Below are 24,784 nucleotides of genomic sequence, written 5' to 3'. Positions count from 1 at the left end.
TGTGCTGTCGGTCTCGGTGGTTCAGATGCGTTTGGGGCTGGGAGCAGCATTTCCGTGTTGTGCGAAAGAAATTTTGGAAAAGTTCATGCATTGTCTGAAGCGAAGTTTGCTTAGTGGCTGATATGGGCAGGCTGGCTCTAGGGAGGGGTGATGATTAGTTACAGGTATATCTTTCTCTTTGTGAAGGTGCTGTTCGGAAAGCTAATTACGCTGTGTAGAAGATTTGGTTTGGTGCTGTGGGGGTTTAGCAAATTGTTGTTGTTGCTAAGTGTGGTGTGGTTATTGGTCGCCATTGTTATTACTCCGACTTGGGCGCCGAAGAAGCTGACGACCCCTAATCCAATGGTGTGTGGAAAGGTCTCGGGTGTTGTTTATGAGCTCCCTAGGAAGTATGTGATCTATTGGCCTGAGGATGAGGGCAAGAGTTCTTGGGAGCCGGTATTTATAAATATCAAAAAAGGCTGTGGTGCAAACTTGGCGTCACTCTATATGGCAATGAGTTGGCCGGAGATGCAGCCCGTCTCTTACGGTGAGGCGACGTCTTTTCGCTTTGATGGGATATCGGTCGCAATTGGGCCTTGGCTGCATGGGGAAGCAGGGTTGAGAAAACAGCTCCAGCATTATCTTCGTGAAACACCCGCGGCTCTAGTTAAGGCTAGCAAGCTGAACGAAGATCTCGGCCTAAATTTTCTCGAGGGTGTTGATAGTGAATTTCCTAATCGGCGCAAGGGCTTTTTCTGGCTGGAGGCCAAGGGACGCATGCAATACATCGGTTATTGCAACTGGGTGGAACCCAAGGCCAATTACTCGCGTTGCTATTTGAAGTTTTTGATACCCGGAGGGGATGCAATTGTTAATGTGGAGTTTTTATGGGAGAGGCTTGGGGAGTGGCATAACATTGCTTTGGCAGTGGGTGAGTTTTTCATGAATGCTGCGAGGTATCGGGTCGATAAATGATCAGGATGGAAATGTCCGATGTGGAAGAGGCGCGTCAGGCTTAGCGTGATAAGAGGGCTGGCTCTTGTGAGTGTTGATTTTTTTGCGGGGTGAGTTGAGGTGTGTGGTTAATAGAATTGAAGAATTGCAAGGCGAGGTGTAAGGCAAGGAGAAGGGAAATGATCAAAGTTAGATTCTGCCCTCTTTTGGTTGCATGTCCGAGAAAGCTTGAAGGAGCGCTAAGTCATTATGAGAAAAATACCATGTTTGTTTTTCCTATGGGCTTGGAGTTTTTTGAGGCTTTGCTCCGCTGTACTCTTGTTGACTCCCGTGCTGGTGATGATAGTTGTGGCTTGGAAAAGCGAACCTTGGAAGCCAGGGGAGGTAACGTTTGATCCTTTCGTGTGCGGCAGAATTTCAGGGGAAGTGTACAAGTTCTCTAGGTTGTACTTTCCATTTTGGCCAGAATATGAGGGAAAAAGCTCTTTTGATCCTGGCTTTATTTATAACAAAAAAGGCTGTGACGCAAACCTGGTATCTGTATTTTTGTCAATGACCTGGCCAGAGCTCGAGCCGGCGGATGACAGTTTAGTGTTCCGGCAGGGCTTGGAGCATGAGGGGCTGTTGGTCGCAGTGGGCCCGATAACTGCAAGAGAGGGGGATTTACGGCGTCAACTCGAGTTTCTTTTGCGGAAAAGCCCAGCAGAAACAATAACGCTTGCTGAGTACGATGAGTCAAGCAGCCTCTATCGTGTAGAGGCGCGTGACACGACTTTGGAAAATCACAAGAAGCTTATCTATTGGCAGGGTGAGCTCGATGACTTGGCTGCTGTGGGGTATTGCAGTTGGCGCCCGAAAGTGCCGAATTACTATTCGTGTGAAATGACCTTTGTGGTGTTTGGAGACGTACTAGTCGAGGTGATAATGCGCCCTGATAAGTTAATGCGATGGTTGGAAGTGAGGCGCTCAGTGGTCGATTTTTTAATTAATAGCAGAAGATGAGGTGGCAAATGTCGGGGTTGACAAAAGAAGATATAGCGGTTGCGCGTAAAATTTTTGAGTCCAAAGGTGTTGGCGATATGTATGACTATATGGCTATGAAGGGGGACCGATATGCCGTGCTTGCCAATGGCGTTGCTAAAGGCAACTCCATAGCAGGGTTGGCTGCTATAAATTTCATGAAACGAACTGAGGCAGATGCCGGGCGCCCCATGAGTGAGGCAGATGTTGAATAAGTAAGATTGGAAATGGGCAAAGCTTATTTGAAACTTCAAGAACGCAGGGTGATGGGTGGTAAGGTGGATGGTGATCCAAATCATAAGGAAGTTTGGGCGTTCCATAGTAAAGTATTTAAAAACTTGGGTAGGTCGAAAGATGCCTGGACTTTGAATTCTGTGTTTGAGTTAACCCATCCGGAGCATCGTGAGTCATATTGGAAAAAGGTACTGGATGCGGCGGGAAGCCCGGGTAGTGAGTTTTGGTTGTCCATTCAGACTGATAGTAGAATGGCTTATAGCACTGTAGTGGCACCGGATGATATGCGTGGCATGGCCAAGTACTGGAAATCTCGTATTGATTCGCCGACCGCCATTGCATCGTTTCTTTATTCAATAGGAGAAGTTGCGGGAAATGGCTTGGCCAGTGTGATCTCCGAGCTCGTAGATTCCGAGAACCCTGGGGCTATAGATCCATCCTTGAACATCGAAATCACCCCCACAACCGAATCCCGCCGCGACCTCCAAGGCCAGGACGATATCCGCAATGACGTCTCCAACGGCTACGTCGATCGTCGCCTGACCCACAGTATCGCATTCACCGACAGCACCCTCGACAACACCGACTTCACCTCCGCTCAGTTGGGCAGTTTGGCCACCGGTGGTGTTCGCCCCGGCGAGCTCCAGATCGATCCCAATGTGCGACCCAATCAGCATCTGGCTCAGTTCTATCGTGATGGCAATGAACAACCGGATTTCAGCCTGCGCAATGCCGTGGTACTCAACGGGTTGGCAGCAATGACCACGGTGAACACGTTTGTCGACCCGCTCTTGCTCGACCTCAGCGGCAAGGGCGTTGGTCTGACGGGTATCGAGGAAGGCGTACTGTTCGATATCGATAACAGTGGTTCACTGCGCCGCACCGGCTGGGCAGACCGGCTGACCGGCATGCTGGTGCATGACAACGGTACCGGCCAGGTGAGCAACGTCAGCCAGCTGTTCTCCGAATACTACGGCGGCAAGGCAGGCAGCGACGGCAACTCCGGTGAAACGCTGTTCAAGGATGGCTTCGCCGCCCTGGCAAGTGTTGACGCCAACGCCGATGGCGTCATCAACGTTGAAGACGCCGTCTGGGCGCAATTGAAGGTGTGGGTCGATGGCAACCATGACGGGCGTGCCGATGCCGGTGAGCTGAGGGCATTGCAGGAGCATGGCGTTAGCCAGATCAAGCTCGGCCAGGTCGAGCCGGTAGGAGAGGTGCGTCAGGGTAACGAGGTCATTTCCCGAGGCGCTTTCACTGTTAATGGTGAGGACCGGGAAGTACTGGCGGTGAGGTTTCTCGCCGATACCGTCGGTAATCGGATCGAGGCCCAGGAGGGTGGCACTCTACTGACTTCGTCAAGCGGGCCCACTTCCCGAAGGGCCTACATCAGCCAGAGTGCTCAAGGCAGCACGCTGGACGCCGCAGCGCTCGGCGTACAGACGCTGTACGGCAGCGCGGGCGATGATGTCTTGACCGCGGCTCCAGAGGGCAGTTGGCTGGTTGGTGGCGGTGGCAGCAACACCTATCACGGCGGGGCGGGCGACGATGTATTCGTGATCAGTGCCAGCGACGATTGGGCGAACGTGCAGGGCAATGGTGGGCGCGACACGGCACTGATCGTGGGGGAGCATGGCGTTGGGCTGAACATGGCCAAGGCCGGGCTGACCATTGCGCAAGGCGGGCGGGGTAAGGACATCATCGCCAGCGGCGGTCAACGCGGAGTTTTCATCAAGGGCGGCTCGGGCGACAGCTTGCTGATTGGCGGGGGCGGCAACGATGTGCTTGTGGGGGGTACAGGCCGTAACGACATCATTGGCGGTACCGGCAAGTCGGTGATCTATGCGGGCCCCAAGGGGGATCGCATCCGGGCCTCGGCGGGCGGAAGTATCATTTACGCCGGTGGTGGCGCTGATCGGATTACGGGCGGTGCTGCCGATGACGTGATCGAGGCCGGACGCGGCGATGCCACGATCGACGGAGGCGCAGGCACCAACCTGGTCAGTTTGCATGGTGCTCACGACGAGTACCTGATCACACGTACCGAATCGGGCCACCTGATCACCGACACCGTGGCGGGACGAGATGGCCGTCTGAGCTTGAGCAACATCCAGAAACTCAGCTTCGCCGACATTGCTGCCATCGATCTTCTCGGCGGGGGCGCCATGCCAATCGGCGACAGGCTCTCGCCTGAGCAACTGGCTACATTCGCCACCACTGACACGGCGCTGATAGTCCCTGCAACGGCGCTGCTGGGCAATGATCAGCCACTTGGCAGCAACGGGCCATTGCGCATCGCCTCAGTCAGCGCTGGCAAGGGTGCAACAGTGCGGCTGAACGAGCAGGGTGATGTGGAGGTCACGCCGTTGCCAGGCCATGACGGTGATGTCAGTTTCCGCTACGACTTGGTCGATGCTGCCGGCAACGCGTCCATGAGTGTGACCGAAGTGGGCAGTGCTGCATCAGCACCCTTGCGGGCAACGGTAACGTTGCGCCATGAACAATCCCCCGCTGACCCGCTGTCGGGGCGGCAGTGGTATCTGGACGAGATCAATGTCGCGCCGGTATGGCGTGACTTCACGGGCAAGGGGGTGAGGATAGGGCAGTTCGAGCCGGGTGGGGAGTTTGCCGTGGCGCCGGAAATCTTCGACATCGGGCACCCCGATCTCAAGCCGAATATCGATCCCATCTGGCTGCAAACCCAACGCACCAATGGCACGCTGCCCGCCCTGGCGTCCAATCATGCCACTCAAGTGGCTGGGGTCATGGTTGGCGCGCGCAATGATCAAGGAGGGATCGGCATCGCACATGATGCGAAGATCGGCGGGCACTACCTGGCCAACAAAGGCGATGACCTGACCAATCTGGGGCAAATGGTCAACTACGACATAGCCAACAACAGCTGGGGTTTCAAAACGGACTTCGGGCTCACAAATGTTCCAGAAGGAAAAGTCGACACTGCTCTGGCGCTGGCATTCAGCACTACTCTTGCCGCCACCAACGGCCGTGGCGGGCTAGGCACCATCGTCGTCGCCTCTGGTGGCAACCAGCGCCATAAAGGCGGTAATGCACAGGGCTCGCTGACCAACAACAACCGCCACGCCATTGAAGTGGCGGCCATCAATGCAAAGGCAGACCTCTCGGTACTGCAAGCTGCCACGGCACCCTTTTCCAATCCAGGCTCCAGCTTGCTGGTCGCTGCACCGGGGAGCCATGTTTTATCCAGTGGCGTCAGCCTTGAAGCGGAGCGCGGTGCGTCGGTCGGCAGCGCCTACAGCACGACTCAGGGCACCAGCTTCGCCGCGCCGATCGTCTCAGGCGTGGTGGCGTTGATGTTGCAGGCCAACCCGGGGTTGGGTTACCGGGATGTTCAGCAGATCCTCGCACTGTCTGCGCGCAAAGTGGATGACGCATCAACCCAATGGGCTTACAACGCAGGGCGCAATTGGAATGGCGGTGGCATGCACGCCAGCCACGACTATGGCTTTGGCATGATCGACGCCCGCGCCGCGGTGCGCCTTGCCGAGTCCTGGGGGAGCCGGGCGACCAAGGCCAATGAGCGGCTGCTGACAGCCAGCAGTGCACCAGTGGCTCAACAGGTTGCGGCGGGACAGGTTGCGACTTTGTCTTTGACCCTGCCGGCTGATTTGCTGGTGGAGCATGTGGAGGTCGATATCCACTCGATGGTCGGCCGCCTTGGCGACATGACGCTCACGCTGGTGTCGCCTGGCGGCACGCGCAGCGTACTGCTCGATCGCACAGGCAAGGCGCCGGGCTCTGGTGATGACGATCTGGGCGATTCGCGTTCAGGAGCGTTCAAATATGGGTTCATGTCGACCCATCATCGCGCAGAGCGCTCGGCTGGGGAGTGGAAACTCGAGGTGCGTAATGCTGTTGCTGGCTTACCGCTAATGCTTGATCGCTGGACGCTGCGCCTCGTCGGCAGCCCCGGCACCACCGATGATGTCTATTACTTCACCGACGACTACGCGAACCTGGTGGCAGAAAACCCAGGGCGCGCGAAGCTTGACGATGCCATCAGCGGCACCGCTGGCGGGCGCAATACGTTGAATGCGGCTGCAGTAAGTCGCAGTATCTCGGTGGATCTGGCCAGCGGCAGCGCCAGTATTGCCGGTGCGGCGCTCACCATAGTCCCTGGTTCGGTGCAAAACCTTATCAGTGGTGATGGCGACGATACCTTGATTGCCGGGCCCGCAGGGGCATTACTGGATGGTGGCCGTGGGTACAATCTCCTCAAGGGGGGTGAGGGTACCGACCGCTTTGTCATCCACAGGCGTGCAGGCGGTAACGATGTACTCAAGCAGTTCGAGACTTCGCGTGAGGTGATCGACCTGGTCGGCTTTGGTGGTTCAGGGTTTACTGACTTGCAGGTGCAACAGGACGGCAATTCGACTGTGCTCGACCTTGGCAGTGGGCAGAAGCTGACGCTTGCGGACACTACGATTGCCGAACTGCGGTCAGCGAACTTCCGTTTCCTTGACGCTTTCACCGCTGCACCAGGTTATTTCGAGGGCAGCCCTGAAGAGCAGACGACCCCGCCTGTCAGCGCGAATGTTCTGCTTACCGGTGGTGCAGGTGGCGTGTCGCTTGCCAGTGACGCCTCCGGGCAGTTGGTGGCTTCGTTGGCAGGCACGATATATTCCCCGCCGACGGTTGCGCCCAGCGTGTTTCTGGTGACAAAACAAGAAGGTGTGAGCGATTACAAGAACACCCTTCGGGGGTTCCGACACGGTATCGACAAGATTGACCTGACCCAGGTAGGCATCAGTCGCTTCGAGGATCTGCACGTCAGCAAAGTCCAGCGCTTCAAACTCAATGACTTTGCGCAGATCCACGGTGTAGCCGTTGATACCCAGGCAGTGCCGGGGCAGGAAGGTATTGTGAAGATGCTGTACCTGGATGCGCTCGAAGTTGCGCAGGTGACAGCGGAGGACTTTATCTTTGCGCAGCCGGCAATGGTCACATCTGAAGCGGTTGCCGTGCCAGAGGTTTCAGCCCTTTCCGCAGGGGCGTCGCTGTTTGCTGTCGAGCACTCGCTACCGAACCTGGGGAATCTTGTTGATGCAATGGCTGCGTTCGCCCCTGAACCTTCGGGGCCTATGCTTATCGGTGATATGTCGGCGCAACGCATTGACTCGACGATTGCCGTAGCCGCCTAGGCGTTGTCGTTCAGGGCTGGAGTGATATTGGAGGCCTATCGCCAGCAAGCCAGCTCTCACAGGTGCATCATGCCTTCAGGCTTGGCACCATGTGGGAGCGGGCAAGCCCGCGAAGAGTCCAGCCCCTATCTCAAGGCCTGCGCTCGAAGTTCTTGGCCGCTGCTGCCGCCAGGTCCGGTGGCAGGAAGTCCTTGTCCGGGTTGTAGTCAGGTTTCAGGTAGCGCTTCAGGTCCTGCAGGTCTTGCGGGCTCAGGGTGCCGGCTGCCTGCTTCAGGCTCAGGTTGTCGAGAATGTAGTCGTAACGGCTATTGTTGTAGTCGCGCACCGAGGTGTACAGCTGGCGCTGGGCATCAAGCACGTCGACGATGTTGCGGGTACCGACCTGGTAGCCGATTTCGGTGGCTTCCAGCGCGCTCTGGTTGGAAATGATCGACTGCTTGCGCGCCTGTACCTGTTCCACATCGGTGTTCACTGCGCGGTGCAGGTTGCGGGTGTTTTCCACGACCTGGCGGCGCAGGCTTTCACGCTGTTGCTCGCTCTGGCTCAGGCGCTGGTAAGCCTCGCGTACCTGCGAGCTGGTCAGGCCGCCGCTGTAGATCGGGATATTCAGTTGCAGGCCAACGCTGGTCTGCTCGACGTCGCCGCTGTAGCGCACCTCCAGTTGCGATGGGTTGGTGAAGCCAAGGCTGTCGTTGTCACCCTTCTGGTACTTGGCCACGGCATCCAGGGTCGGTGCATGCCCGGCCTTGCGCTGACGCAGGGTTTCTTCTGCGGCAGAAACCGCGTAGTTGGTGGCCAGCAGGTTGAGGTTCTGGCGCCCGGCGGTTTCGACCCAGGCCTTGGCATCGTTGGGCGTTGGCACTTGTACCGGCAGGCTATGCACCACGCCCTGGATAGAGGTGTACTCACGGTTGGTCAGGGTCACCAAGGCCTCGAAGGCATCCTGCACCTGGCGTTCGGCGATGATCCGGTTGGCGCGTGCAGTGTCATAACTGGCTTGGGATTGCAGCACGTCGGTCTTGTCCGAAAGGCCCACGTCGAAACGCTCGTTGGACTGGTCCAGCTGGCGCTTGAAGGCGGCTTCTTCTGCCTTGGTGGCGGCCAGGTTGTCCTGGGCGCGGAGGACGGCGAAGTAGTTTTGCGCGGTTTGCAGGATCAGGTTTTGCTCGGTCGCCGACAGCTCCAGGGCTGCCTGTTCGTTGACGGCTTCGGCGGCTTGCAGCTGGAACCAGCGATCTGCGCGGAAGATCGGTTGAGCCAGGGTCGCGCTCCAGGAGTTGCCGCTGCGATTGGACGTCATGGACGGCTCGTCCAGCTTGGTGCGGGTGTTCATCATCTCGGCACCGGCCGACAGGTTTGGCAGCAACCCGGCGCGGGCCTGCGGCACCACTTCGCGGCGCGCACCGTAATCGGCGCGTGCGGCAGCCAGGTCGGCGTTGTTGTCCACTGCCTCCTGGTAGACGCTGACCAGATCGGTCTTGACTGTCGAGGGCACGTCCGCTGCCCAGACCACTCCGTTGGACGCACAAGACACGGCTATCGCCAGTGAGAGTTTGCGCAGCATAGAGGCAATCCTTGTACGAAATTTAATTACTGAACTGTTGAGTATCGAGCGATGGGCCAGTGTAGTGCCATGCGCACCCGGCAACAATCGCTCGGTGTGCCTTTCATCATCCGCGCATTTACCTGCTTGGCTTTGCTGACCACTCCAGTCTAGACTGCGCATGTTCTTGTCGGGGTGCCTTGAAGCAAAGGCTGAGATCGCAGAGGTGCGGATCCCGTTGAACCTGATCAGGTTAGCGCCTGCGTAGGGAACAAGATTGCTCACCTTCCCGGGGAGCCTCTTGTGCCAGGTCCGGGATTGTCACAGCTGCATACAGCTTCAGGCACCCCCATATCCGGCACTGCACCCAAAGAGGGTGCGTCCGCGCGTTTCAGGTTCACCCCGACATTCCACTGCTAGGAAGCCGTCAGGAGAGCCTGTGATGACCAAACAAGAAAAAACGATCAACCTCAGCGAATCGGCACAAGTCGATCAGCAGTCCGTACAACCGTTCCCGCGTTCGCGCAAAGTGTATGTCGAAGGCTCGCGCCCGGACATCCGCGTTCCCATGCGTGAAATCAGCCTGGATGACACCCCGACCGATTTCGGCGGCGAGGCCAACGCCCCGGTGCTGGTGTATGACACGTCTGGCCCGTACACCGACCCCGACGTGATCATCGACGTGCGCAAAGGCCTGGCCGATGTGCGTTCGGCGTGGATCGAAGCCCGCGGTGACACCGAGCGCCTGGAAGGTCTGAGCTCCGACTTCGGCCAGCAGCGCCTGAACGATGCAGAGCTGGCCAAGCTGCGTTTCGCCCATGTGCGCAACCCGCGTCGTGCCAAGGCCGGCGCCAACGTCTCGCAGATGCACTATGCCCGTCAGGGCATCATCACCGCCGAAATGGAATACGTGGCCATCCGCGAAAACATGAAGCTACAGGAGGCCCGCGCCGCCGGCCTGCTGAATGAGCAACATGCCGGCCACAGCTTCGGTGCCAACATCCCGAAAGAAATCACCCCGGAATTCGTTCGCCAGGAAATCGCCCGTGGCCGCGCGATCATTCCGGCCAACATCAACCACCCGGAAGTCGAGCCGATGATCATCGGCCGCAACTTCCTGGTGAAGATCAACGGCAACATCGGCAACAGCGCCCTGGGATCCTCGATCGAGGAAGAGGTGGCCAAGCTGACCTGGGGCATCCGCTGGGGCTCGGACACGGTCATGGACCTGTCCACCGGCAAGCACATCCACGAAACCCGCGAGTGGATCATTCGCAACTCGCCGGTGCCGATCGGTACCGTGCCGATCTACCAGGCCCTGGAAAAGGTCAACGGTGTGGCAGAAGACCTGACCTGGGAACTGTTCCGCGACACCCTGATCGAGCAGGCCGAACAGGGCGTGGACTACTTCACCATTCACGCTGGTGTGCTGCTGCGCTATGTACCCCTGACCGCCAAGCGCGTCACAGGCATCGTCAGCCGTGGTGGCTCGATCATGGCCAAGTGGTGCCTGGCGCACCACAAGGAAAACTTCCTGTACACCCACTTCGACGAAATCTGCGAAATCATGAAGGCCTACGACGTCAGCTTCTCGCTGGGCGACGGCCTGCGCCCTGGCTCGATTGCCGACGCCAACGACGCCGCGCAATTCGGTGAGCTTGAAACCCTCGGCGAGCTGACCAAGATTGCCTGGAAGCACGACGTGCAATGCATGATCGAAGGCCCCGGCCACGTGCCGATGCAGTTGATCAAAGAGAACATGGACAAGCAACTGGAGTGCTGCGACGAGGCGCCGTTCTACACCCTCGGCCCACTGACCACCGACATCGCGCCGGGTTACGACCACATCACCTCGGGCATTGGTGCGGCGATGATCGGCTGGTTCGGTTGCGCCATGCTCTGCTACGTCACGCCGAAGGAGCACCTGGGCCTGCCGAACAAGGACGACGTCAAGACCGGCATCATTACCTACAAGATCGCCGCGCATGCCGCCGACCTTGCCAAGGGCCACCCGGGTGCACAGATTCGCGACAACGCCTTGTCCAAGGCGCGTTTCGAGTTCCGTTGGGAAGACCAGTTCAACCTGGGCCTCGACCCGGACACCGCCCGTGCTTTCCACGACGAGACCCTGCCCAAGGAATCGGCCAAGGTCGCGCACTTCTGCTCGATGTGCGGGCCGAAGTTCTGCTCGATGAAGATCACCCAGGAAGTGCGTGAGTACGCTGCCAAGATCGAGGCCGTGGATGTGACGGTCGAGCAAGGCATGCGTGAGCAGGCCGAGCGGTTCCGCCAGGAAGGCAGCCAGCTGTACCACAAAGTCTAAACCGCAGCACCTTACCCTGTGGGAGTGGGCTTGCCCGCGAAGCAAGCACTGCGGTGCATGGCACCGGCTTTGCCGGTGTTCGCGGGCAAGCCCGCTCCCACAGGGTGGTGCATGCCACTCACCATCATTCCTGCGGACATGACAATGACATCACCCAGCCAGTTCTCTCCCGACCATCCAATCCCCATCCAGCAGCGCATCTTCGGTGCTCGCGACCTGTTCTCACTGTGGTTTTCCCTCGGCATCGGCCTGATGGTGCTGCAAGTCGGTGCCATGCTGGCGCCAGGTCTGGGCCTTGCTGGCGCGGTGCTGGCCATCGCCCTGGGCACCGGTGTCGGTGTGCTGTTGCTGGGTGCGGCGGGGGTTATCGGCAGTGACACTGGGCTGTCCGCCATGGGTACCCTGAAACTCAGCCTGGGCAGCCATGGCGCGCGCTTGCCGGCGCTGCTCAACTTGCTGCAACTGGTGGGTTGGGGCGCTTTCGAGATCATCGTCATGCGCGATGCTGCCAGCTTGCTGGGTGCACGGGCGTTCGGTGAGGAAAGTGCCTGGAACAGCCCCATGCTCTGGACCCTGTGCTTCGGTGCCCTGGCCACCCTGCTGGCTGTCAGCGGGCCACTGGCCTTCGTGCGCAAGGTGCTGCGCGCCTGGGGCATCTGGTTGTTGCTGGGCGCCTGCCTCTGGCTGACCTGGAACCTGTTCGCCAAGGCCGACCTGGCGGAGCTGTGGAACCGTGCCGGGGATGGTTCGATGTCGCTGGCGGTTGGCTTCGATATCGTCATCGCCATGCCGCTGTCCTGGCTGCCGCTGATCGCGGACTACTCGCGCTTTGCCCGCAATGGCAAGCATGTGTTCGGCGGTACGGTCGTTGGCTACTTCATCGGTAACACCTGGCTGATGAGCCTGGGCGTGGCGTACACGCTGGCGTTCGCCGCCAGTGGCGAAGTCAATGCCTTGCTGCTGGCCCTGGCGGGCGCCGGCATGGGGATTCCGCTGCTGCTTATTCTGCTGGACGAGTCGGAAAAGGCCTTCGCCGACATTCACTCGGCGGCGGTTTCCACCGGTGTGCTGCTACCGCTGAAGGTCGAGCACCTGGCGTTGGCCATCGGCGTGTTGTGCACCCTGATCGCCCTGTTGGCGCCACTGGCACAGTACGAAAACTTCCTGTTGCTGATCGGCTCGGTGTTCGCACCGCTGTTCGGTGTGGTGCTGATGGACCACTACGTGGTCCGTCGACGCCGTTTGCCAGCCCAGGTCAATGGCTTGCACTGGCAGGCGTTGGTGGCCTGGTTTGCCGGGGCGGTAGCCTATCACCTGATTGCCGCCAAGGCGCCGGAACTGGGCGCGACCCTGCCCGCATTGCTGCTGGCAGGTGTGCTGCATGGGTTACTGAGCCTCAGCCGCGGCCGGGAAACAGTTCAGGCTTGAGTACGCCATTCAGGCGCGGGTAGGGGATCTTCAGTTCCACGTGGCCCATGGAATAGGGCGCGATGGCATAGACCTCGTACTTGACCACTACCGCGCCGTACGTCAGGGCGACGTGCGGCGATTTCTTGAACGGCCAGGTCTTGACGAACTCGGCATCCTTGTCCATACCCACGCTCATCAGCCAGGCACGGTGCGATTCTTCGACGGTTTTCCAGAAGGTGTCTTCCTGGCCGGGCACCAGCATGTCCTGCAGGGTCAGCACCTTGTCCAGCTTGCGTGAATAGTTGATGAAGCCGCGCCCGGGCATGCCGTGGGCGCCACCGCTGTCCAGGTAGCTGGACAACTCGATGATCACCAGCCCGTCATGCTGCTCGCGTACCTTGGCTTGCAAGTAGCTGCTGTTACGTTTGTCGGCACTGGCCAGATATTGCTGTTCGTAGGCCTGCAGGGTGCCTGGTGCGGTGCCATGCTGATTGTCTTCGGTCAGTTGCAGCAGGCGTTTTTCGACGATGCCGTCGAGCTTGGGCAGCGCCGGGAAGTGGATCATGTCGATGTTCACCAGCGGGCAGTCGCTCTCGCTGCAGCCGGGTTTGACATGCTCCCAGGCGTCGCGCTTGACCTCGAGCGGGGCCCGGTAGTTGGGCGTGAACAGGCTCTGGCAGGCGCCCAGAGCGAGTGCCAGCACGGCCACGGAAGTCAGTTTGACAAGTGTCATGATGATCCTTGCAGAACAGGGAAAAGTCGGCCTTTGACCGTCTGCGCGGCCTTCAGTTCGCCACTAAGCTAACAGAGTGAAGGGCTGCTGTCCCGAGTGCGCCAGCGGTTGCTGGAAAGGGATGAAACCAACAGGCGTGCGGAGTAGGATGGCGCGAAGCAGTATTCGAGGTAATGAGGATTTCCATGTCAGACGCGTTGAACGCTGTGCCCAAGGGCTTCGAAATCATCGAGCGGGCCAATTGCTTCCAGGGCTTTTACAAGCTCGACAAGTTACGCCTGCGTCACGAGCTATTTGCCGGTGGTATGGGGCGCGAGATCAGTCGCGAGCTGTTTGTGCGCCACGATGCGGTATGCGTGCTGCCGTACGACCCTGCGCGCGATGAAGTGGTGCTGATCGAACAGTTCCGCGTGGGCGCACTGGACAAGGTCGCCAACCCTTGGCTGATCGAGATGGTTGCCGGGCTGATCGACAAAGACGAGCAGCCCGAGGAAGTCGCCCATCGCGAGGCTGAAGAAGAAGCCGGCCTGACCTTCAGCGCCCTGTGGCCGATGACCCGCTACTTCCCGTCGCCTGGCGGCAGTGACGAATACGTTCACCTGTTCCTCGGCCGTTGCAGCAGCGAGGGCGCGGGAGGGCTGCATGGCCTGGAAGAGGAGGGTGAAGACATTCGCGTACGCGTGTGGTCGTTCGAGGATGCCCTGCAGGCGGTGCGCGACGGGCGCATCTGCAATGCGGCCACCATCATTGGCCTGCAATGGCTGGCGCTGAACCGTGACGAAGTAAGAGGTATGTGGAAGTGAACCTGCTGCGCGAGCGCTATCGAGTTGACCTGGTCGGGCTGCAGGCAGCCTGCGAGGCCAACTATGCCCGGCTGATGCGTTTGCTGCCCGACATGCGCACCACCCAGAGCTCGCGCCGCATCGGCATGACCCAGGGCGACCAGATGCTCGGCGTGCTGGTAATCGACGTGGTGCTGGCCTGCCCGTACACCACCACCCTGCATGTGCGCCAGGAACACAGCCTGCCGTGGTTGCCAGTGCCACACCTGGAAGTGCAGGTGTATCACGATGCGCGTATGGCCGAAGTGGTCAGTGCCGAACACACCCGGCGCCTGCGCAGCATCTACCCGTATCCGAACGACGCCATGCACCAGCCGGACGAAAAGGCCCAGCTCAACCTGTTCCTGGGTGAATGGCTTAGCCACTGCCTGGCCTGCGGCCACGAACTGGCAAGTGTTCGCTGAATTGTGACGTGAGTCGGTTGCGGGTGTTTGCTCGTCACCGTCGCACAGCCATAATCCCCGCTGAATCCATTCGAGGAGATGGCCGTTGTCGCCGCCAGACCAATCCCGCCCTGTGCACGTGGTGCAACTGACCGATGCCCACCTGTTCGCTGACCCGGCTGGCAGCATGCTGGGCCTCAAGACCCGCGACAGCCTGCGCCACGTGGTGGCCCAGGTGCGGCGCGAGCAGCCGCTTGTCGACTTGCTGCTGTGCACGGGCGACCTGTCCCAGGATGCCAGCGTGGCATCCTATGAAGCGTTTCGGGAGCTGACCGCACCGTTTGCCGTACCCACTCGCTGGCTGCCGGGCAACCATGACGAGGCTCAGGTGATGGCGCAGGTGGCGCCGGAACTGGTGCAGGCGGTGACCGATATTGGCGCATGGCGGGTGGTCATGCTCAACACCGCCGTGCAGGGTGCTACCCACGGGTTTCTGCAAGATGACCAGCTGGCCGTACTGGAATCCGCCTTGAAAGAGGCCGGCGAGCGGCATTGCCTGGTGTGCTTCCACCATCAGCCAGTGGACATCGGCTGCGCCTGGATCGCGCCGATCGGCTTGCGCAATGCCCAGGCGCTGTTCGATATCGTTGAAGGATATCCACAGGTACGGGCTTTGTTATGGGGGCATGTGCATCAGGAATGGGATGAAGTCCGAGGGGGGCGGCGCCTGCTGGCCACGCCGTCGACCTGCATTCAGTTCGCGGCGCGCAGCGAAGACTTCCAGGTGAGCGAAGAGCATCCGGGGTACCGCTGGTTGCGCCTGCATGCCGATGGGCGGCTGGAGACCGGGGTGGAGCGGGCGCTGGATTTCGAGGTGCAGCTCGACTTCGATAGCCCTGGCTATTGATGATTTTGGGGGCTGCTGCGCAGCCCTATCGCGACACAAGGCCGCTCCCACAGGAGATCGCGTACCCCTGTGAGAGCGGCCTTGTGTCGCGACAGGGGCGCAAAGCACCCCCGGCACTTTCAAAGCTGTTGAAGAATTTGTTGCTAAAACCCCTGTGCGGCGCCAAAACCCGGCGAACGCGCTACACTGCGCGTCCCTGCGCCCGCATTATCAGGCGCGAAGCCACAGATTCCGGGGGCAGCATGTCGGGTTCCATCCTCTATATCCATGGCTTCAACAGCTCGCCGCTTTCGACCAAGGCGCGTCAGCTGGAGGCAGTCATGCAGCAGCTCGGCCTGGCCGAACAGCTGCGAGTGCCGGCCCTGCACCACCACCCACGGCAAGCCATGGCCCAGCTCGAAGCGGCCATCGCCGAACTGGGTGCGCCACTGCTGGTGGGCAGTTCGCTCGGCGGCTACTATGCCACCCATCTGGCCGAGCGCCATGGCCTCAAGGCCCTGCTGGTCAACCCGGCGGTAACCCCGCACAAGCATTTCGACGGTTACCTGGGCACCCAGCGCAATCATTACAGCGGTGAAACCTGGGAGCTGACCCACGATCACGTGCAGGCCCTGGCCGAACTGGAAGTCGCGGCCCCGGCCGATGCCGACCGCTATCAAGTGTGGCTGCAGACCGCCGATGAAACCCTGGACTACCGACACGCCGAGCGCTATTACCGTGCTTGTGCCCTGCGTATCCAGGCCGGTGGCGACCACAGTTTCCAGGGCTTCGCCGAGCGCCTGCCGGCACTGCTGGCGTTCGCCGGCATTGCCCGTGGGCAGTATGCGGCGCTCGATTTTTCTGTATTTTGACTTTTTTGCATTCACCAGACTGACGACGAGACCCTATGGCCAATCCCAGCGCTAGCGCCTATAACGCAGACGCCATCGAAGTCCTCTCGGGCCTTGATCCGGTCCGCAAGCGGCCGGGCATGTACACCGACACCAGCCGCCCCAACCACCTGGCCCAGGAAGTCATCGACAACAGTGTCGACGAAGCACTGGCCGGCCACGCGCGTTCGGTGCAGGTCATCCTGCATGCCGACCATTCGCTGGAAGTCAGCGACGACGGCCGCGGCATGCCGGTGGACATCCATCCGGAAGAGGGCGTGTCCGGGGTCGAGCTGATCCTCACCAAGCTGCACGCCGGCGGCAAGTTCTCCAACAAGAACTATCAGTTTTCCGGTGGCCTGCACGGGGTGGGCATCTCGGTGGTCAACGCCCTGTCGACCCAGGTGCGCGTGCGCGTCAAACGTGACGGCAACGAATACCAGATGACCTTTGCCGATGGCTTCAAGGCCAGCGAGCTGGAAGTGGTCGGCTCTGTCGGCAAGCGCAACACCGGCACCAGCGTGTACTTCAGCCCCGACCCGAAGTACTTCGACTCGCCCAAGTTTTCCATCAGCCGCCTCAAGCACGTGCTCAAGGCCAAGGCGGTATTGTGCCCGGGGCTGCTGGTCAGCTTCGAGGACAAGGCCAGCGGCGAAAAGGTCGAATGGCACTACGAAGATGGCCTGCGCTCCTACCTGGTCGACTCGGTCAACGAATTCCAGCGCCTGCCCGACGAGCCGTTCTGTGGCAGCCTGGCGGGTAACAAGGAAGCGGTTGACTGGGCTTTGCTGTGGCTGCCCGACGGCGGCGACAGCATTCAGGAAAGCTACGTCAACCTGATCCCCACCGCCCAGGGCGGCACCCACGTCAACGGCCTGCGCCAGGGCCTGCTGGATGCCATGCGTGAGTTCTGCGAGTTCCGCAACTTGCTGCCGCGCGGGGTAAAGCTGGCGCCGGAAGACGTTTGGGAGCGCATCACCTTCGTACTGTCGATGAAGATGCAGGACCCGCAGTTCTCCGGGCAGACCAAAGAGCGCCTGTCATCACGCGAGGCCGCCGCGTTCGTCTCCGGCGTGGTCAAGGATGCTTTCAGCCTGTGGCTCAACGCCCACCCCGAGCTGGGCATGCAACTGGCAGAACTGGCCATCAGCAACGCCGGTCGCCGCCTCAAGGCCAGCAAGAAGGTCGAGCGCAAGCGCATCACACAGGGCCCGGCATTGCCCGGCAAGCTGGCCGATTGTGCGGGCCAGGACCCGATGCGTGCCGAGTTGTTCCTGGTCGAGGGTGACTCGGCCGGTGGTTCGGCCAAGCAGGCGCGGGACAAGGAATTCCAGGCCATCCTGCCGCTGCGCGGCAAGATCCTCAACACTTGGGAAGTGGACGGTGGCGAAGTCCTGGCCAGCCAGGAAGTGCACAACATTGCCGTGGCCATTGGTGTCGATCCGGGTGCCACCGACCTTGCGCAACTGCGCTATGGCAAGATCTGCATCCTCGCCGACGCTGACTCCGACGGCCTGCACATCGCCACACTGCTGTGTGCGCTGTTCGTTCAACACTTCCGGGCACTGGTCGAGGCTGGGCATGTTTATGTGGCCATGCCGCCCCTGTACCGCATCGACCTGGGCAAGGAAATCTACTATGCCCTCGACGAAGCCGAGCGTGACGGCATCCTCGACCGCCTGGTGGCCGAGAAGAAGCGTGGCAAGCCTCAGGTAACACGCTTCAAGGGCCTGGGCGAGATGAACCCGCCGCAGTTGCGCGAAACCACCATGGACCCGAACACCCGGCGCCTGGTGCAACTGACCCTGGACGATGTAGAAGCTACCTGCGAGCTGATGGACAAGCTGCTGGCCAAGAAGCGCGCCGGTGACCGCAAGAGCTGGCTGGAAACCAAGGGCAACCTGGCCGAGGTCATGGTTTGATTCGGCAAGTCCTTGCCGTTTGCCTGGCGCTGGTTGCCCTGCCTTGCCTGGCGGGCAACTGGCCAGAGCTGAAGATGAGAGCCGAGCACCCGATCGACGGTATGCGCGGTGGCAACCTTTCGGGTCTGGTGGAATGCCGGGGCGGGTTGTGGGGCGTGTCCGATCGTGACGACGACCGTATCTACCGCTTCGATCAGCAGAACCCCACCTGGCGCGCGCAGCCGCTTACCTTCACCCCGCCGGCTGTCCCGGAAAGCGGCCTGCCATGGGGGTTGAAGTCGCGCAACTGGGCGGCATCATACATTCGCGGTGGCGAGCTGGATTTCGAAGGTATCACCTGTGATCAGGCGGGTAACCTCTATCTGGTCAGCGAGGCGCATGCCGCGGTGCTGCAATTGCCGCTGGAAGGCGAGCCGGACTGGTTGAGGATCGACTCGGCCATGGTGCGCCAGGCCCGGGCAAGCGGCATGCTGCTGAACTTCAATGCCCTGTTCGAAGGTGTGGCGATCAACCCGGCGGGCGACCGCCTGTGGCTGGCCGCCGAGCGTGAGCGCCGTGGCCTGGTGGCCATTGAGCGCCGGCAGTCGGTATGGACTTGCGGGCGCAGTTGCGTGCTGCTGAGCGAGGCTGGGGTCGAGATGCAACCGGCGCAAATGCCCAATGCCCGGGCCCTGTCGCGCGACTTCGCGGACCTGGCCTGGTTCGAGGGCAAGCTGTTTACCCTAGAACGTAACGCCTACCGGGTGTGCCGGCGTGATGCCGACAGTGGCAAGGTCGAGCGTTGCTGGTCGTTCGCTGCCGATGCGCTGGTCGAGTCACGGCGTTACGCGCAGCCGTTTGGCCTGGCCGAAGCACTGGTGATCGATGCCAAGGGTGCCTGGATTGGCCTGGACAACAACAACAGCGCCCGAGCCGATGGCGAAACCCGCCCGGTCGTCTGGCGCTTCGACGCACCGCAAGGCGGCTGGAGCGCCAAACCATGAGCCAGGCGCCGGGCAAGCGCGCGGGCAGGGTGCTGATGATCGTCGCCTGGGCGGCGGCGCTGTTTCTTGCCACGCGCTTTTTCGGCCAGTGGGAAGACAGCCAGCGTAACCCCAACAGCCAGGTGCAATCCGAGCATGGTGCAGGCTATATCGAAGTGCGCCTGCTGAGTAATGGCCAGGGCCACTTCGTGGTGGATGGTGCCATCAACGGGCAGGTGGTGCATTTCATGCTCGACACCGGCGCCACCGACGTGGCGATCCCGGAGGCGTTGGCTCGTGAACTGAGCCTGGAGCGCGGTAGCCCCGTGCTACTGAGCACCGCCAACGGCCGCACCGAAGGCTACCGCACGCGCTTGGCCAGCCTGCAACTGGGCGATATCCGCCTGCAGAACGTACGCGCCATCGTGGTGCCGGGCCTGGACGGCCCCACCGTACTGCTGGGCATGAGTGCCCTGCAACAACTTGAATTTACCCAGCGCGGTGGCACCATGCTGCTGCGCCAGAACCTGAAATAATGACGAGGCCCGCATGAGCGACTCACTGGAACTCAGCCTGGACGGCGTCGAACGCCGCTCGCTGGCTGACTTCACCGAACAGGCCTACCTCAACTATTCCATGTACGTGATCATGGACCGTGCCCTGCCGCACATCGGCGACGGCCTGAAGCCGGTGCAGCGACGCATCGTCTATGCCATGAGCGAGTTGGGGCTCGATGCCGATGCCAAGCACAAGAAGTCGGCGCGTACCGTCGGTGATGTGCTCGGCAAGTTCCATCCCCATGGCGACTCGGCCTGCTACGAGGCCATGGTGCTGATGGCGCAGCCGTTCAGCTACCGCTACACCCTGGTCGATGGCCAGGGTAACTGGGGTGCGCCGGATGATCCGAAGTCGTTCGCCGCCATGCGCTATACCGAGGCGCGGCTGTCGCGCTACGCTGAAGTGCTGCTCAGCGAAGTCGGCCAGGGCACCGTGGACTGGGTGCCGAACTTCGACGGCACGTTGCAGGAGCCGGCCGTGCTGCCCGCGCGCCTGCCCAACATCCTGCTCAACGGTACCACCGGTATCGCCGTGGGCATGGCCACCGATGTGCCGCCGCACAACCTGCGAGAGGTGGCCAGTGCCTGTGTGCGACTGCTCGATGAGCCCAAGGCGACCATCGAGCAGTTGTGCGAGCACATCCAAGGGCCGGATTACCCGACCGAGGCAGAGATCGTTACGCCGCGGGCAGAAATTCTCAAGATGTACGAAAGCGGCCGCGGCTCGATCCGCATGCGCGCCGTGTACCGCGTCGAAGATGGCGACATCGTCGTCACGGCGCTGCCGCACCAGGTCTCCGGGGCCAAAGTGCTGGAGCAGATTGCCGCGCAGATGCAGGCCAAGAAGCTGCCGATGGTCGCCGACCTGCGCGACGAGTCGGACCACGAAAACCCGTGCCGTATCGTCATCATCCCGCGTTCCAACCGCGTGGATGTCGACGAGCTGATGCAGCACCTGTTCGCTACCACTGACCTGGAAAGCACCTACCGGGTCAACGTGAACATCATCGGCCTGGACGGCCGTCCGCAGTTGAAAAACCTGCGAACCATATTGGTAGAGTGGCTGGAGTTCCGCACCAATACCGTTCGTCGCCGCCTGCAGCACCGTCTGGATAAGGTCGAGAAGCGTCTGCACCTGTTGGACGGTTTACTCACCGCGTTCCTCAACCTGGATGAAGTGATCCACATCATCCGTACCGAGGAATACCCCAAGCAGGCCCTGATCGAGCGTTTCGAGCTGACCGAGATCCAGGCCGACTACATCCTCGAGACCCGCTTGCGGCAGTTGGCGCGCCTGGAAGAGATGAAGATCCGCGGTGAGCAGGATGAGTTGCTGAAGGAGCAAGCCAAGCTGCAGGCCCTGCTGGGGAGCGAGGCCAAACTGCGCAAGCTGGTGCGCAGCGAGCTGATCAAGGATGCCGAAACCTATGGCGATGATCGTCGTTCGCCGATCGTAGCGCGTGCCGAAGCCAAAGCGCTGTCGGAAAACGAGCTGATGCCGACCGAGCCCGTCACCGTGGTGCTGTCGGAGAAAGGCTGGGTGCGCTGCGCCAAGGGCCACGATATCGACGCCACTGGCCTTTCCTACAAGGCCGGCGACGGCTTCAAGGCTGCCGCGGCCGGGCGTTCCAACCAGTTTGCCGTGCTTATCGATTCGACCGGGCGCAGCTACTCGCTGGCCGCCCACAGCCTGCCATCGGCGCGTGGCCAGGGTGAGCCGCTGACTGGCCGTCTGACGCCGCCACCGGGGGCGACTTTCGAATGTGTGTTGTTGCCTGACGACGACGCGCTGTACGTGGTGGCTTCGGATGCCGGTTACGGCTTTGTGGTCAAGGGTGAGGACCTGCAGGCCAAGAACAAGGCCGGCAAAGGCTTGCTCAGCTTGCCCAACGGGGCCAAGGTCATGACCCCGCGCCCAGTGGCTGATCGCGAGCAGGACTGGTTGGCGGCGGTGACCACCGAAGGCCGCCTGCTGGTGTTCAAGGTCAGCGACTTGCCACAGTTGGGTAAAGGCAAGGGCAACAAGATCATTGGCGTGCCGGGTGACCGGGTGGCCAGCCGTGAAGAATTTGTGACCGATCTAGCCGTGATTCCCGAAGGTGCGACCCTTGTATTGCAGGCCGGCAAGCGTACCCTGTCTTTGAAGGCGGACGACCTGGAACACTACAAGGGCGAGCGCGGTCGGCGCGGCAGCAAGCTGCCACGCGGGTTCCAGCGTGTCGATGGGTTGCAGGTGGAGGTGCCGACATAACCGGTTGTAATGCCTGGAACGGCAATTTCAACGCCGTTTCGGGCAGAAATGCTGGAGTCGTACGGTTATTTCGCGGATGATATGCCCCTTGCGGTGCCGGCGTAGCCGTGTGCCCGTTTGAATATACATGTATCACTGCGGTGTGCCTTGTGGCAGCCGCCTGGATGGGATGATGAAATTTCTGCGCCTTCCATTTGCGCTGTTGATGACTGGCCTGCTGGGCCTTGGCGGGTGCACCATGCATCAGCCGGTTGCCCTGTATCAGCTCGACAGTGGTGATCCTGGTCAGCCTTCGCAGAGTGCGGGTATGGCCGTTGTACTCGGCCCGGTATCGGTGGCCGATTATCTTCAGCGTGAGACGTTCCTGCAGCGTCAAGCTGATGGCAGCCTGAGCGCGGCGACCGACGGTCGTTGGGCTGGTAGCCTTTCATCGGATATCGACCAACTGCTGGTGCGTCAACTGGCCTGGCGCTTGGACAGCCAGCGCGTAGTACTGGCCCCGGCGACCGAAGGCTTCACCCCGGACGTGCAAGTGCTGTTGTCGATCACTCGCCTGGACTCGGGCAAGAACCAGCCGGCCATCCTGGATGCCCAGTGGCGTTTGCTGGACCGCCGTGGCCATGTGCGTGACAACCGCATCATTCACCTCGAGCAACAGCACGAGGGCAGTGAGTCGTCGCAGGTGCAGGCCCAGGGGCAACTGCTGCAGAAGTTGGCCGAACAGTTGAGCACAGCGGTGAAGCCGCTGGCCAACCAGCCGGCGATTGCCGAAGAGGCACCGAAAAAGTCCGCTGCACCGAAGCAGGTGAAGAAAGGGCCGGAGAAACCCAAAATCCCGATGGCCTCGCCGATTCGCACCGATATGGAAGTTTATCGGTTCTGATCAAACGGCCAGATACGACAAAGCCCGCATTCGCTGCGGGCTTTTTTGTATCTGCCGGTCTTCGTAGGAGCGGGTTTACCCGCGAAGAGGCCGGCCCTGGTGGCCAATTTCCACCCGCCGTTCACCGTTGCTGCCGCCACCGTATTCGCGGGTAAACCCGCTCCTACCGGTGTTTGCGCTATTGGCTGGCTTTTGCGCCAGGCACGTGATCGCAAGGCAACCAGCCTGGCTCAAGACATACGCTGTAGATGCAGCGTATGCCTGTCAGGCGCGGTGCTCATGCATGCGCGCCAGTTGCCGTTCCAGCATTGACGGGTAGGGCTCCATCAGGCGCTCCACACAGCACGCGCCTTCGGGGCTGGCGATCGGGCGAATACGCGCACGCTGGCGAATCAGGGCGTCATCGTTGATCTGCCGCTCTACCAGCAACAGGTTGCGGCTGTGCTGCGACAGCGCCAGGGCATCCTGGACTTTCTCGGCAATCAGCAGGTCAACCAGTTCCAGCCCATGCAGGTCGTTGCCCAAGACCAGGCCTAGCTGCAGTTGCAGGGTGATGCCGCTGTCGGCTACCTCGATCTGCAAGGCGTGGCCCAGGGCGCGCAACAGTTCGCCACAGCAAATGGCGTTGGTCAGGTAGTCCTCGCCACATTCGCGGCTGTGGAACAGCACCAGGGTGCTGCCGTCGTTCAGTGTGTGGGTTTCGCCGTCATAGAGCGAAGCCGCGTGCTCCAGGCAATCGCGGTAGCGCTCGGTCAGCTCGTCCAGGCGTGTACGTGGCAGGCGGCGCAGTTGCTCCTGCGAGCCCAGCTGCACGGCAAGTACGGCGCTGTACTGCGGCTCGTCGGACTCGACCTCTGCGGCGGCCTTGGGTGCAGTGTCGTCGTCCAGCAGGCCGGCGAAGGCTGCGTCGTCATCTTCGTCTTCCAGGGCGACCTTGGTGCGCGGTACGGCCTTGGGTGCCGGGGCAGCTGCGTGCAGGTCGTCGAATTGCTCGTCGTCTTCTTCCTCGGGCTCCGGCTCTGGTGGCGGAGGCGGGGCCAGGCGTGCATGCAGCTGTCGGGCGATGTCGCCGATCTCGTCCTGGCGGTCGGTGGCCGGGGTATAGGGCTGCGGGTCGCGCAGCCATACCCGCAGCTGCAGCAGTGGCAGGGTGATGAAGCGGCCTTGACGCAAGCTGAGGGCCAAGGCCAGGGCCAGCAGGATGGCGGCCAGAATGCCCATGCTCTGCAGGCTGATCAGCATCGGCTGCTGGAACTGGCTCATGTCCAGGCTGATGCGCAGTTGCCCGGCCATCACGTCCTGGAACGTGATCTTGGTCTGGTACAGGCCTTCGGCCTCGCCCAGCAGGCTGTTGCGCGGGCGCTGGCCAGCTTCGGCGAGGATGCGGTTATCCACGCTGTAGATTGCCGCATGGGCCACCAGCGGGTTTTTCACCAGGTTGCCCAGTAGCACGTTGAGGCTGAGGATGTCGTTGGACACCAGCAGCTCGGTTGCCGATGTGGCAGTCTGGGTGGTCAGGCTCTGGCCCAGGGCATCGGCCTGCTCATGCATGGCCTGCTTGAACTGCAGGCCCATCACGCAGGCGTAGATCACCAGCGCCAGCGCCACCAGGAAAATGTTGGTGCAGGCGATGCGCAGTGCCAGCGGCACGCGACGTTGACTCAGGGCGCGATAGATCATCAGGAAGAAGTTGTCTGGTTTGACTGGCGTGGGCCGGTTCACAGAGCTCGGCTCTTAATGGCATGAAAGTGGGGGGAGTATAGCGAGCCGGGTTTTGTCGGCAAAGTATCGTTGGCGCCCGATGGTCATGGAAAATCGGTAGAATGCGC

Annotated in this window: 18 protein-coding genes and 1 riboswitch; of the genes, 15 read left to right on the top strand and 3 right to left on the bottom strand. The window is 60.9% G+C overall.

What is annotated here, in order from left to right:
* The first annotated feature begins 150 nt into the window (after window positions 1-150).
* From ACYCCG_RS20110 to ACYCCG_RS20095, 4 genes are all read left to right on the top strand, one after another.
* Entirely contained in the window at window positions 151-957 is an 807-nt protein-coding gene (locus ACYCCG_RS20110) for a hypothetical protein (protein ID WP_339444479.1), read from the top strand.
* A 309-nt stretch (window positions 958-1,266) separates the two neighbouring features.
* Complete coding sequence (locus tag ACYCCG_RS20105) at window positions 1,267-1,938, top strand: hypothetical protein (RefSeq protein ID WP_339444481.1); 672 nt, start codon at window positions 1,267-1,269, stop codon at window positions 1,936-1,938.
* A gap of 8 nt (window positions 1,939-1,946) precedes the next feature.
* A complete protein-coding gene (locus ACYCCG_RS20100; protein WP_459671552.1) occupies window positions 1,947-2,171 on the top strand; it encodes a hypothetical protein in 225 nt (74 codons plus the stop codon).
* A 303-nt stretch (window positions 2,172-2,474) separates the two neighbouring features.
* Window positions 2,475-7,370, top strand: coding sequence for a S8 family serine peptidase (locus tag ACYCCG_RS20095; protein WP_459671560.1), 4,896 nt, complete (start codon window positions 2,475-2,477; stop codon window positions 7,368-7,370).
* A 130-nt stretch (window positions 7,371-7,500) separates the two neighbouring features.
* Here the strand turns inward: ACYCCG_RS20095 and ACYCCG_RS20090 are convergent, their stop codons facing one another.
* Window positions 7,501-8,934 carry a TolC family outer membrane protein gene (locus ACYCCG_RS20090; RefSeq protein WP_459671551.1) on the bottom strand — a complete coding sequence of 478 codons (1,434 nt, stop codon included), beginning with the start codon at window positions 8,932-8,934 and terminating at the stop codon, window positions 7,501-7,503.
* A 160-nt stretch (window positions 8,935-9,094) separates the two neighbouring features.
* Window positions 9,095-9,201, top strand: a riboswitch (TPP riboswitch).
* A 154-nt stretch (window positions 9,202-9,355) separates the two neighbouring features.
* Between ACYCCG_RS20090 and thiC the strand changes: the two genes are divergently transcribed.
* The gene (gene thiC, locus ACYCCG_RS20085; protein WP_021783856.1) at window positions 9,356-11,236 is read left to right on the top strand and encodes a phosphomethylpyrimidine synthase ThiC; all 1,881 of its coding nucleotides are present in this window, start codon (window positions 9,356-9,358) and stop codon (window positions 11,234-11,236) included.
* Between the two features lie 144 nt (window positions 11,237-11,380).
* Window positions 11,381-12,664: a putative hydroxymethylpyrimidine transporter CytX gene (gene cytX / locus ACYCCG_RS20080; RefSeq protein WP_332730669.1), complete on the top strand. Its 1,284-nt coding sequence runs from the start codon at window positions 11,381-11,383 to the stop codon at window positions 12,662-12,664.
* On the opposite strand, the gene ACYCCG_RS20075 is transcribed toward cytX, so the two are convergent.
* Window positions 12,633-13,379, bottom strand: coding sequence for an RsiV family protein (locus ACYCCG_RS20075; protein ID WP_176683123.1), 747 nt, complete (start codon window positions 13,377-13,379; stop codon window positions 12,633-12,635). The two genes, cytX and ACYCCG_RS20075, sit on opposite strands and share 32 nt — an antisense overlap.
* A gap of 185 nt (window positions 13,380-13,564) precedes the next feature.
* Here ACYCCG_RS20075 and ACYCCG_RS20070 point away from each other — a divergent pair, with 185 nt between their 5' ends.
* From ACYCCG_RS20070 to ACYCCG_RS20030, 9 genes are all read left to right on the top strand, one after another.
* Window positions 13,565-14,182: an NUDIX domain-containing protein gene (locus ACYCCG_RS20070; protein WP_021783858.1), complete on the top strand. Its 618-nt coding sequence runs from the start codon at window positions 13,565-13,567 to the stop codon at window positions 14,180-14,182.
* Window positions 14,173-14,625, top strand: coding sequence for a DUF1249 domain-containing protein (locus ACYCCG_RS20065; protein ID WP_176683124.1), 453 nt, complete (start codon window positions 14,173-14,175; stop codon window positions 14,623-14,625). Before ACYCCG_RS20070 ends, ACYCCG_RS20065 begins: the two co-directional genes overlap by 10 nt.
* Before the next feature lie 85 nt (window positions 14,626-14,710).
* Window positions 14,711-15,511 (top strand): 3',5'-cyclic-AMP phosphodiesterase, encoded by an 801-nt coding sequence (cpdA, locus tag ACYCCG_RS20060; protein ID WP_209969699.1) that lies wholly within the window; start codon window positions 14,711-14,713, stop codon window positions 15,509-15,511.
* Between the two features lie 242 nt (window positions 15,512-15,753).
* Window positions 15,754-16,362, top strand: a complete 609-nt coding sequence (locus tag ACYCCG_RS20055) for a YqiA/YcfP family alpha/beta fold hydrolase (RefSeq protein WP_209969701.1) — start codon at window positions 15,754-15,756, stop codon at window positions 16,360-16,362.
* Between the two features lie 35 nt (window positions 16,363-16,397).
* Window positions 16,398-18,302 (top strand): DNA topoisomerase IV subunit B, encoded by a 1,905-nt coding sequence (gene parE / locus ACYCCG_RS20050; protein WP_176683127.1) that lies wholly within the window; start codon window positions 16,398-16,400, stop codon window positions 18,300-18,302.
* Window positions 18,299-19,285, top strand: a complete 987-nt coding sequence (locus tag ACYCCG_RS20045) for an esterase-like activity of phytase family protein (protein WP_209969703.1) — start codon at window positions 18,299-18,301, stop codon at window positions 19,283-19,285. The genes parE and ACYCCG_RS20045 overlap by 4 nt, the downstream gene beginning before the upstream one ends.
* A complete protein-coding gene (locus ACYCCG_RS20040) occupies window positions 19,282-19,800 on the top strand; it encodes a retropepsin-like aspartic protease family protein (RefSeq protein ID WP_176683129.1) in 519 nt (172 codons plus the stop codon). Before ACYCCG_RS20045 ends, ACYCCG_RS20040 begins: the two co-directional genes overlap by 4 nt.
* Before the next feature lie 13 nt (window positions 19,801-19,813).
* Window positions 19,814-22,072, top strand: a complete 2,259-nt coding sequence (gene parC, locus ACYCCG_RS20035) for a DNA topoisomerase IV subunit A (protein ID WP_014859646.1) — start codon at window positions 19,814-19,816, stop codon at window positions 22,070-22,072.
* A 172-nt stretch (window positions 22,073-22,244) separates the two neighbouring features.
* A complete protein-coding gene (locus tag ACYCCG_RS20030; RefSeq protein ID WP_176683131.1) occupies window positions 22,245-22,955 on the top strand; it encodes a PqiC family protein in 711 nt (236 codons plus the stop codon).
* Between the two features lie 264 nt (window positions 22,956-23,219).
* Here ACYCCG_RS20030 and ACYCCG_RS20025 read toward each other — a convergent pair whose 3' ends face one another.
* Window positions 23,220-24,677 carry an AhpA/YtjB family protein gene (locus tag ACYCCG_RS20025; RefSeq protein WP_176683132.1) on the bottom strand — a complete coding sequence of 486 codons (1,458 nt, stop codon included), beginning with the start codon at window positions 24,675-24,677 and terminating at the stop codon, window positions 23,220-23,222.
* Window positions 24,678-24,784: the final 107 nt, after the last annotated feature.

This window comes from Pseudomonas sp. VEM90, assembly GCF_054611535.1.
The sequence above is the reverse complement of the archived record's forward strand: the minus strand, read 5'-3'. Positions and strand labels throughout refer to the sequence as shown.

Excerpts from the sequence above, each read along its gene's own strand:
- ACYCCG_RS20110 (WP_339444479.1), top strand. The coding sequence starts at position 151 with ATGATTAGTTACAGGTATATCTTTCTCTTTGTGAAGGTGCTGTTCGGA.
- ACYCCG_RS20100 (WP_459671552.1), top strand. The coding sequence starts at position 1,947 with ATGTCGGGGTTGACAAAAGAAGATATAGCGGTTGCGCGTAAAATTTTT.
- ACYCCG_RS20095 (WP_459671560.1), top strand. The coding sequence starts at position 2,475 with ATGCGTGGCATGGCCAAGTACTGGAAATCTCGTATTGATTCGCCGACC.
- ACYCCG_RS20090 (WP_459671551.1), bottom strand. The coding sequence starts at position 8,934 with ATGCTGCGCAAACTCTCACTGGCGATAGCCGTGTCTTGTGCGTCCAAC.
- thiC (WP_021783856.1), top strand. The coding sequence starts at position 9,356 with ATGACCAAACAAGAAAAAACGATCAACCTCAGCGAATCGGCACAAGTC.
- cytX (WP_332730669.1), top strand. The coding sequence starts at position 11,381 with ATGACATCACCCAGCCAGTTCTCTCCCGACCATCCAATCCCCATCCAG.
- ACYCCG_RS20075 (WP_176683123.1), bottom strand. The coding sequence starts at position 13,379 with ATGACACTTGTCAAACTGACTTCCGTGGCCGTGCTGGCACTCGCTCTG.
- ACYCCG_RS20070 (WP_021783858.1), top strand. The coding sequence starts at position 13,565 with ATGTCAGACGCGTTGAACGCTGTGCCCAAGGGCTTCGAAATCATCGAG.
- ACYCCG_RS20055 (WP_209969701.1), top strand. The coding sequence starts at position 15,754 with ATGTCGGGTTCCATCCTCTATATCCATGGCTTCAACAGCTCGCCGCTT.
- parE (WP_176683127.1), top strand. The coding sequence starts at position 16,398 with ATGGCCAATCCCAGCGCTAGCGCCTATAACGCAGACGCCATCGAAGTC.
- ACYCCG_RS20040 (WP_176683129.1), top strand. The coding sequence starts at position 19,282 with ATGAGCCAGGCGCCGGGCAAGCGCGCGGGCAGGGTGCTGATGATCGTC.
- parC (WP_014859646.1), top strand. The coding sequence starts at position 19,814 with ATGAGCGACTCACTGGAACTCAGCCTGGACGGCGTCGAACGCCGCTCG.
- ACYCCG_RS20030 (WP_176683131.1), top strand. The coding sequence starts at position 22,245 with ATGAAATTTCTGCGCCTTCCATTTGCGCTGTTGATGACTGGCCTGCTG.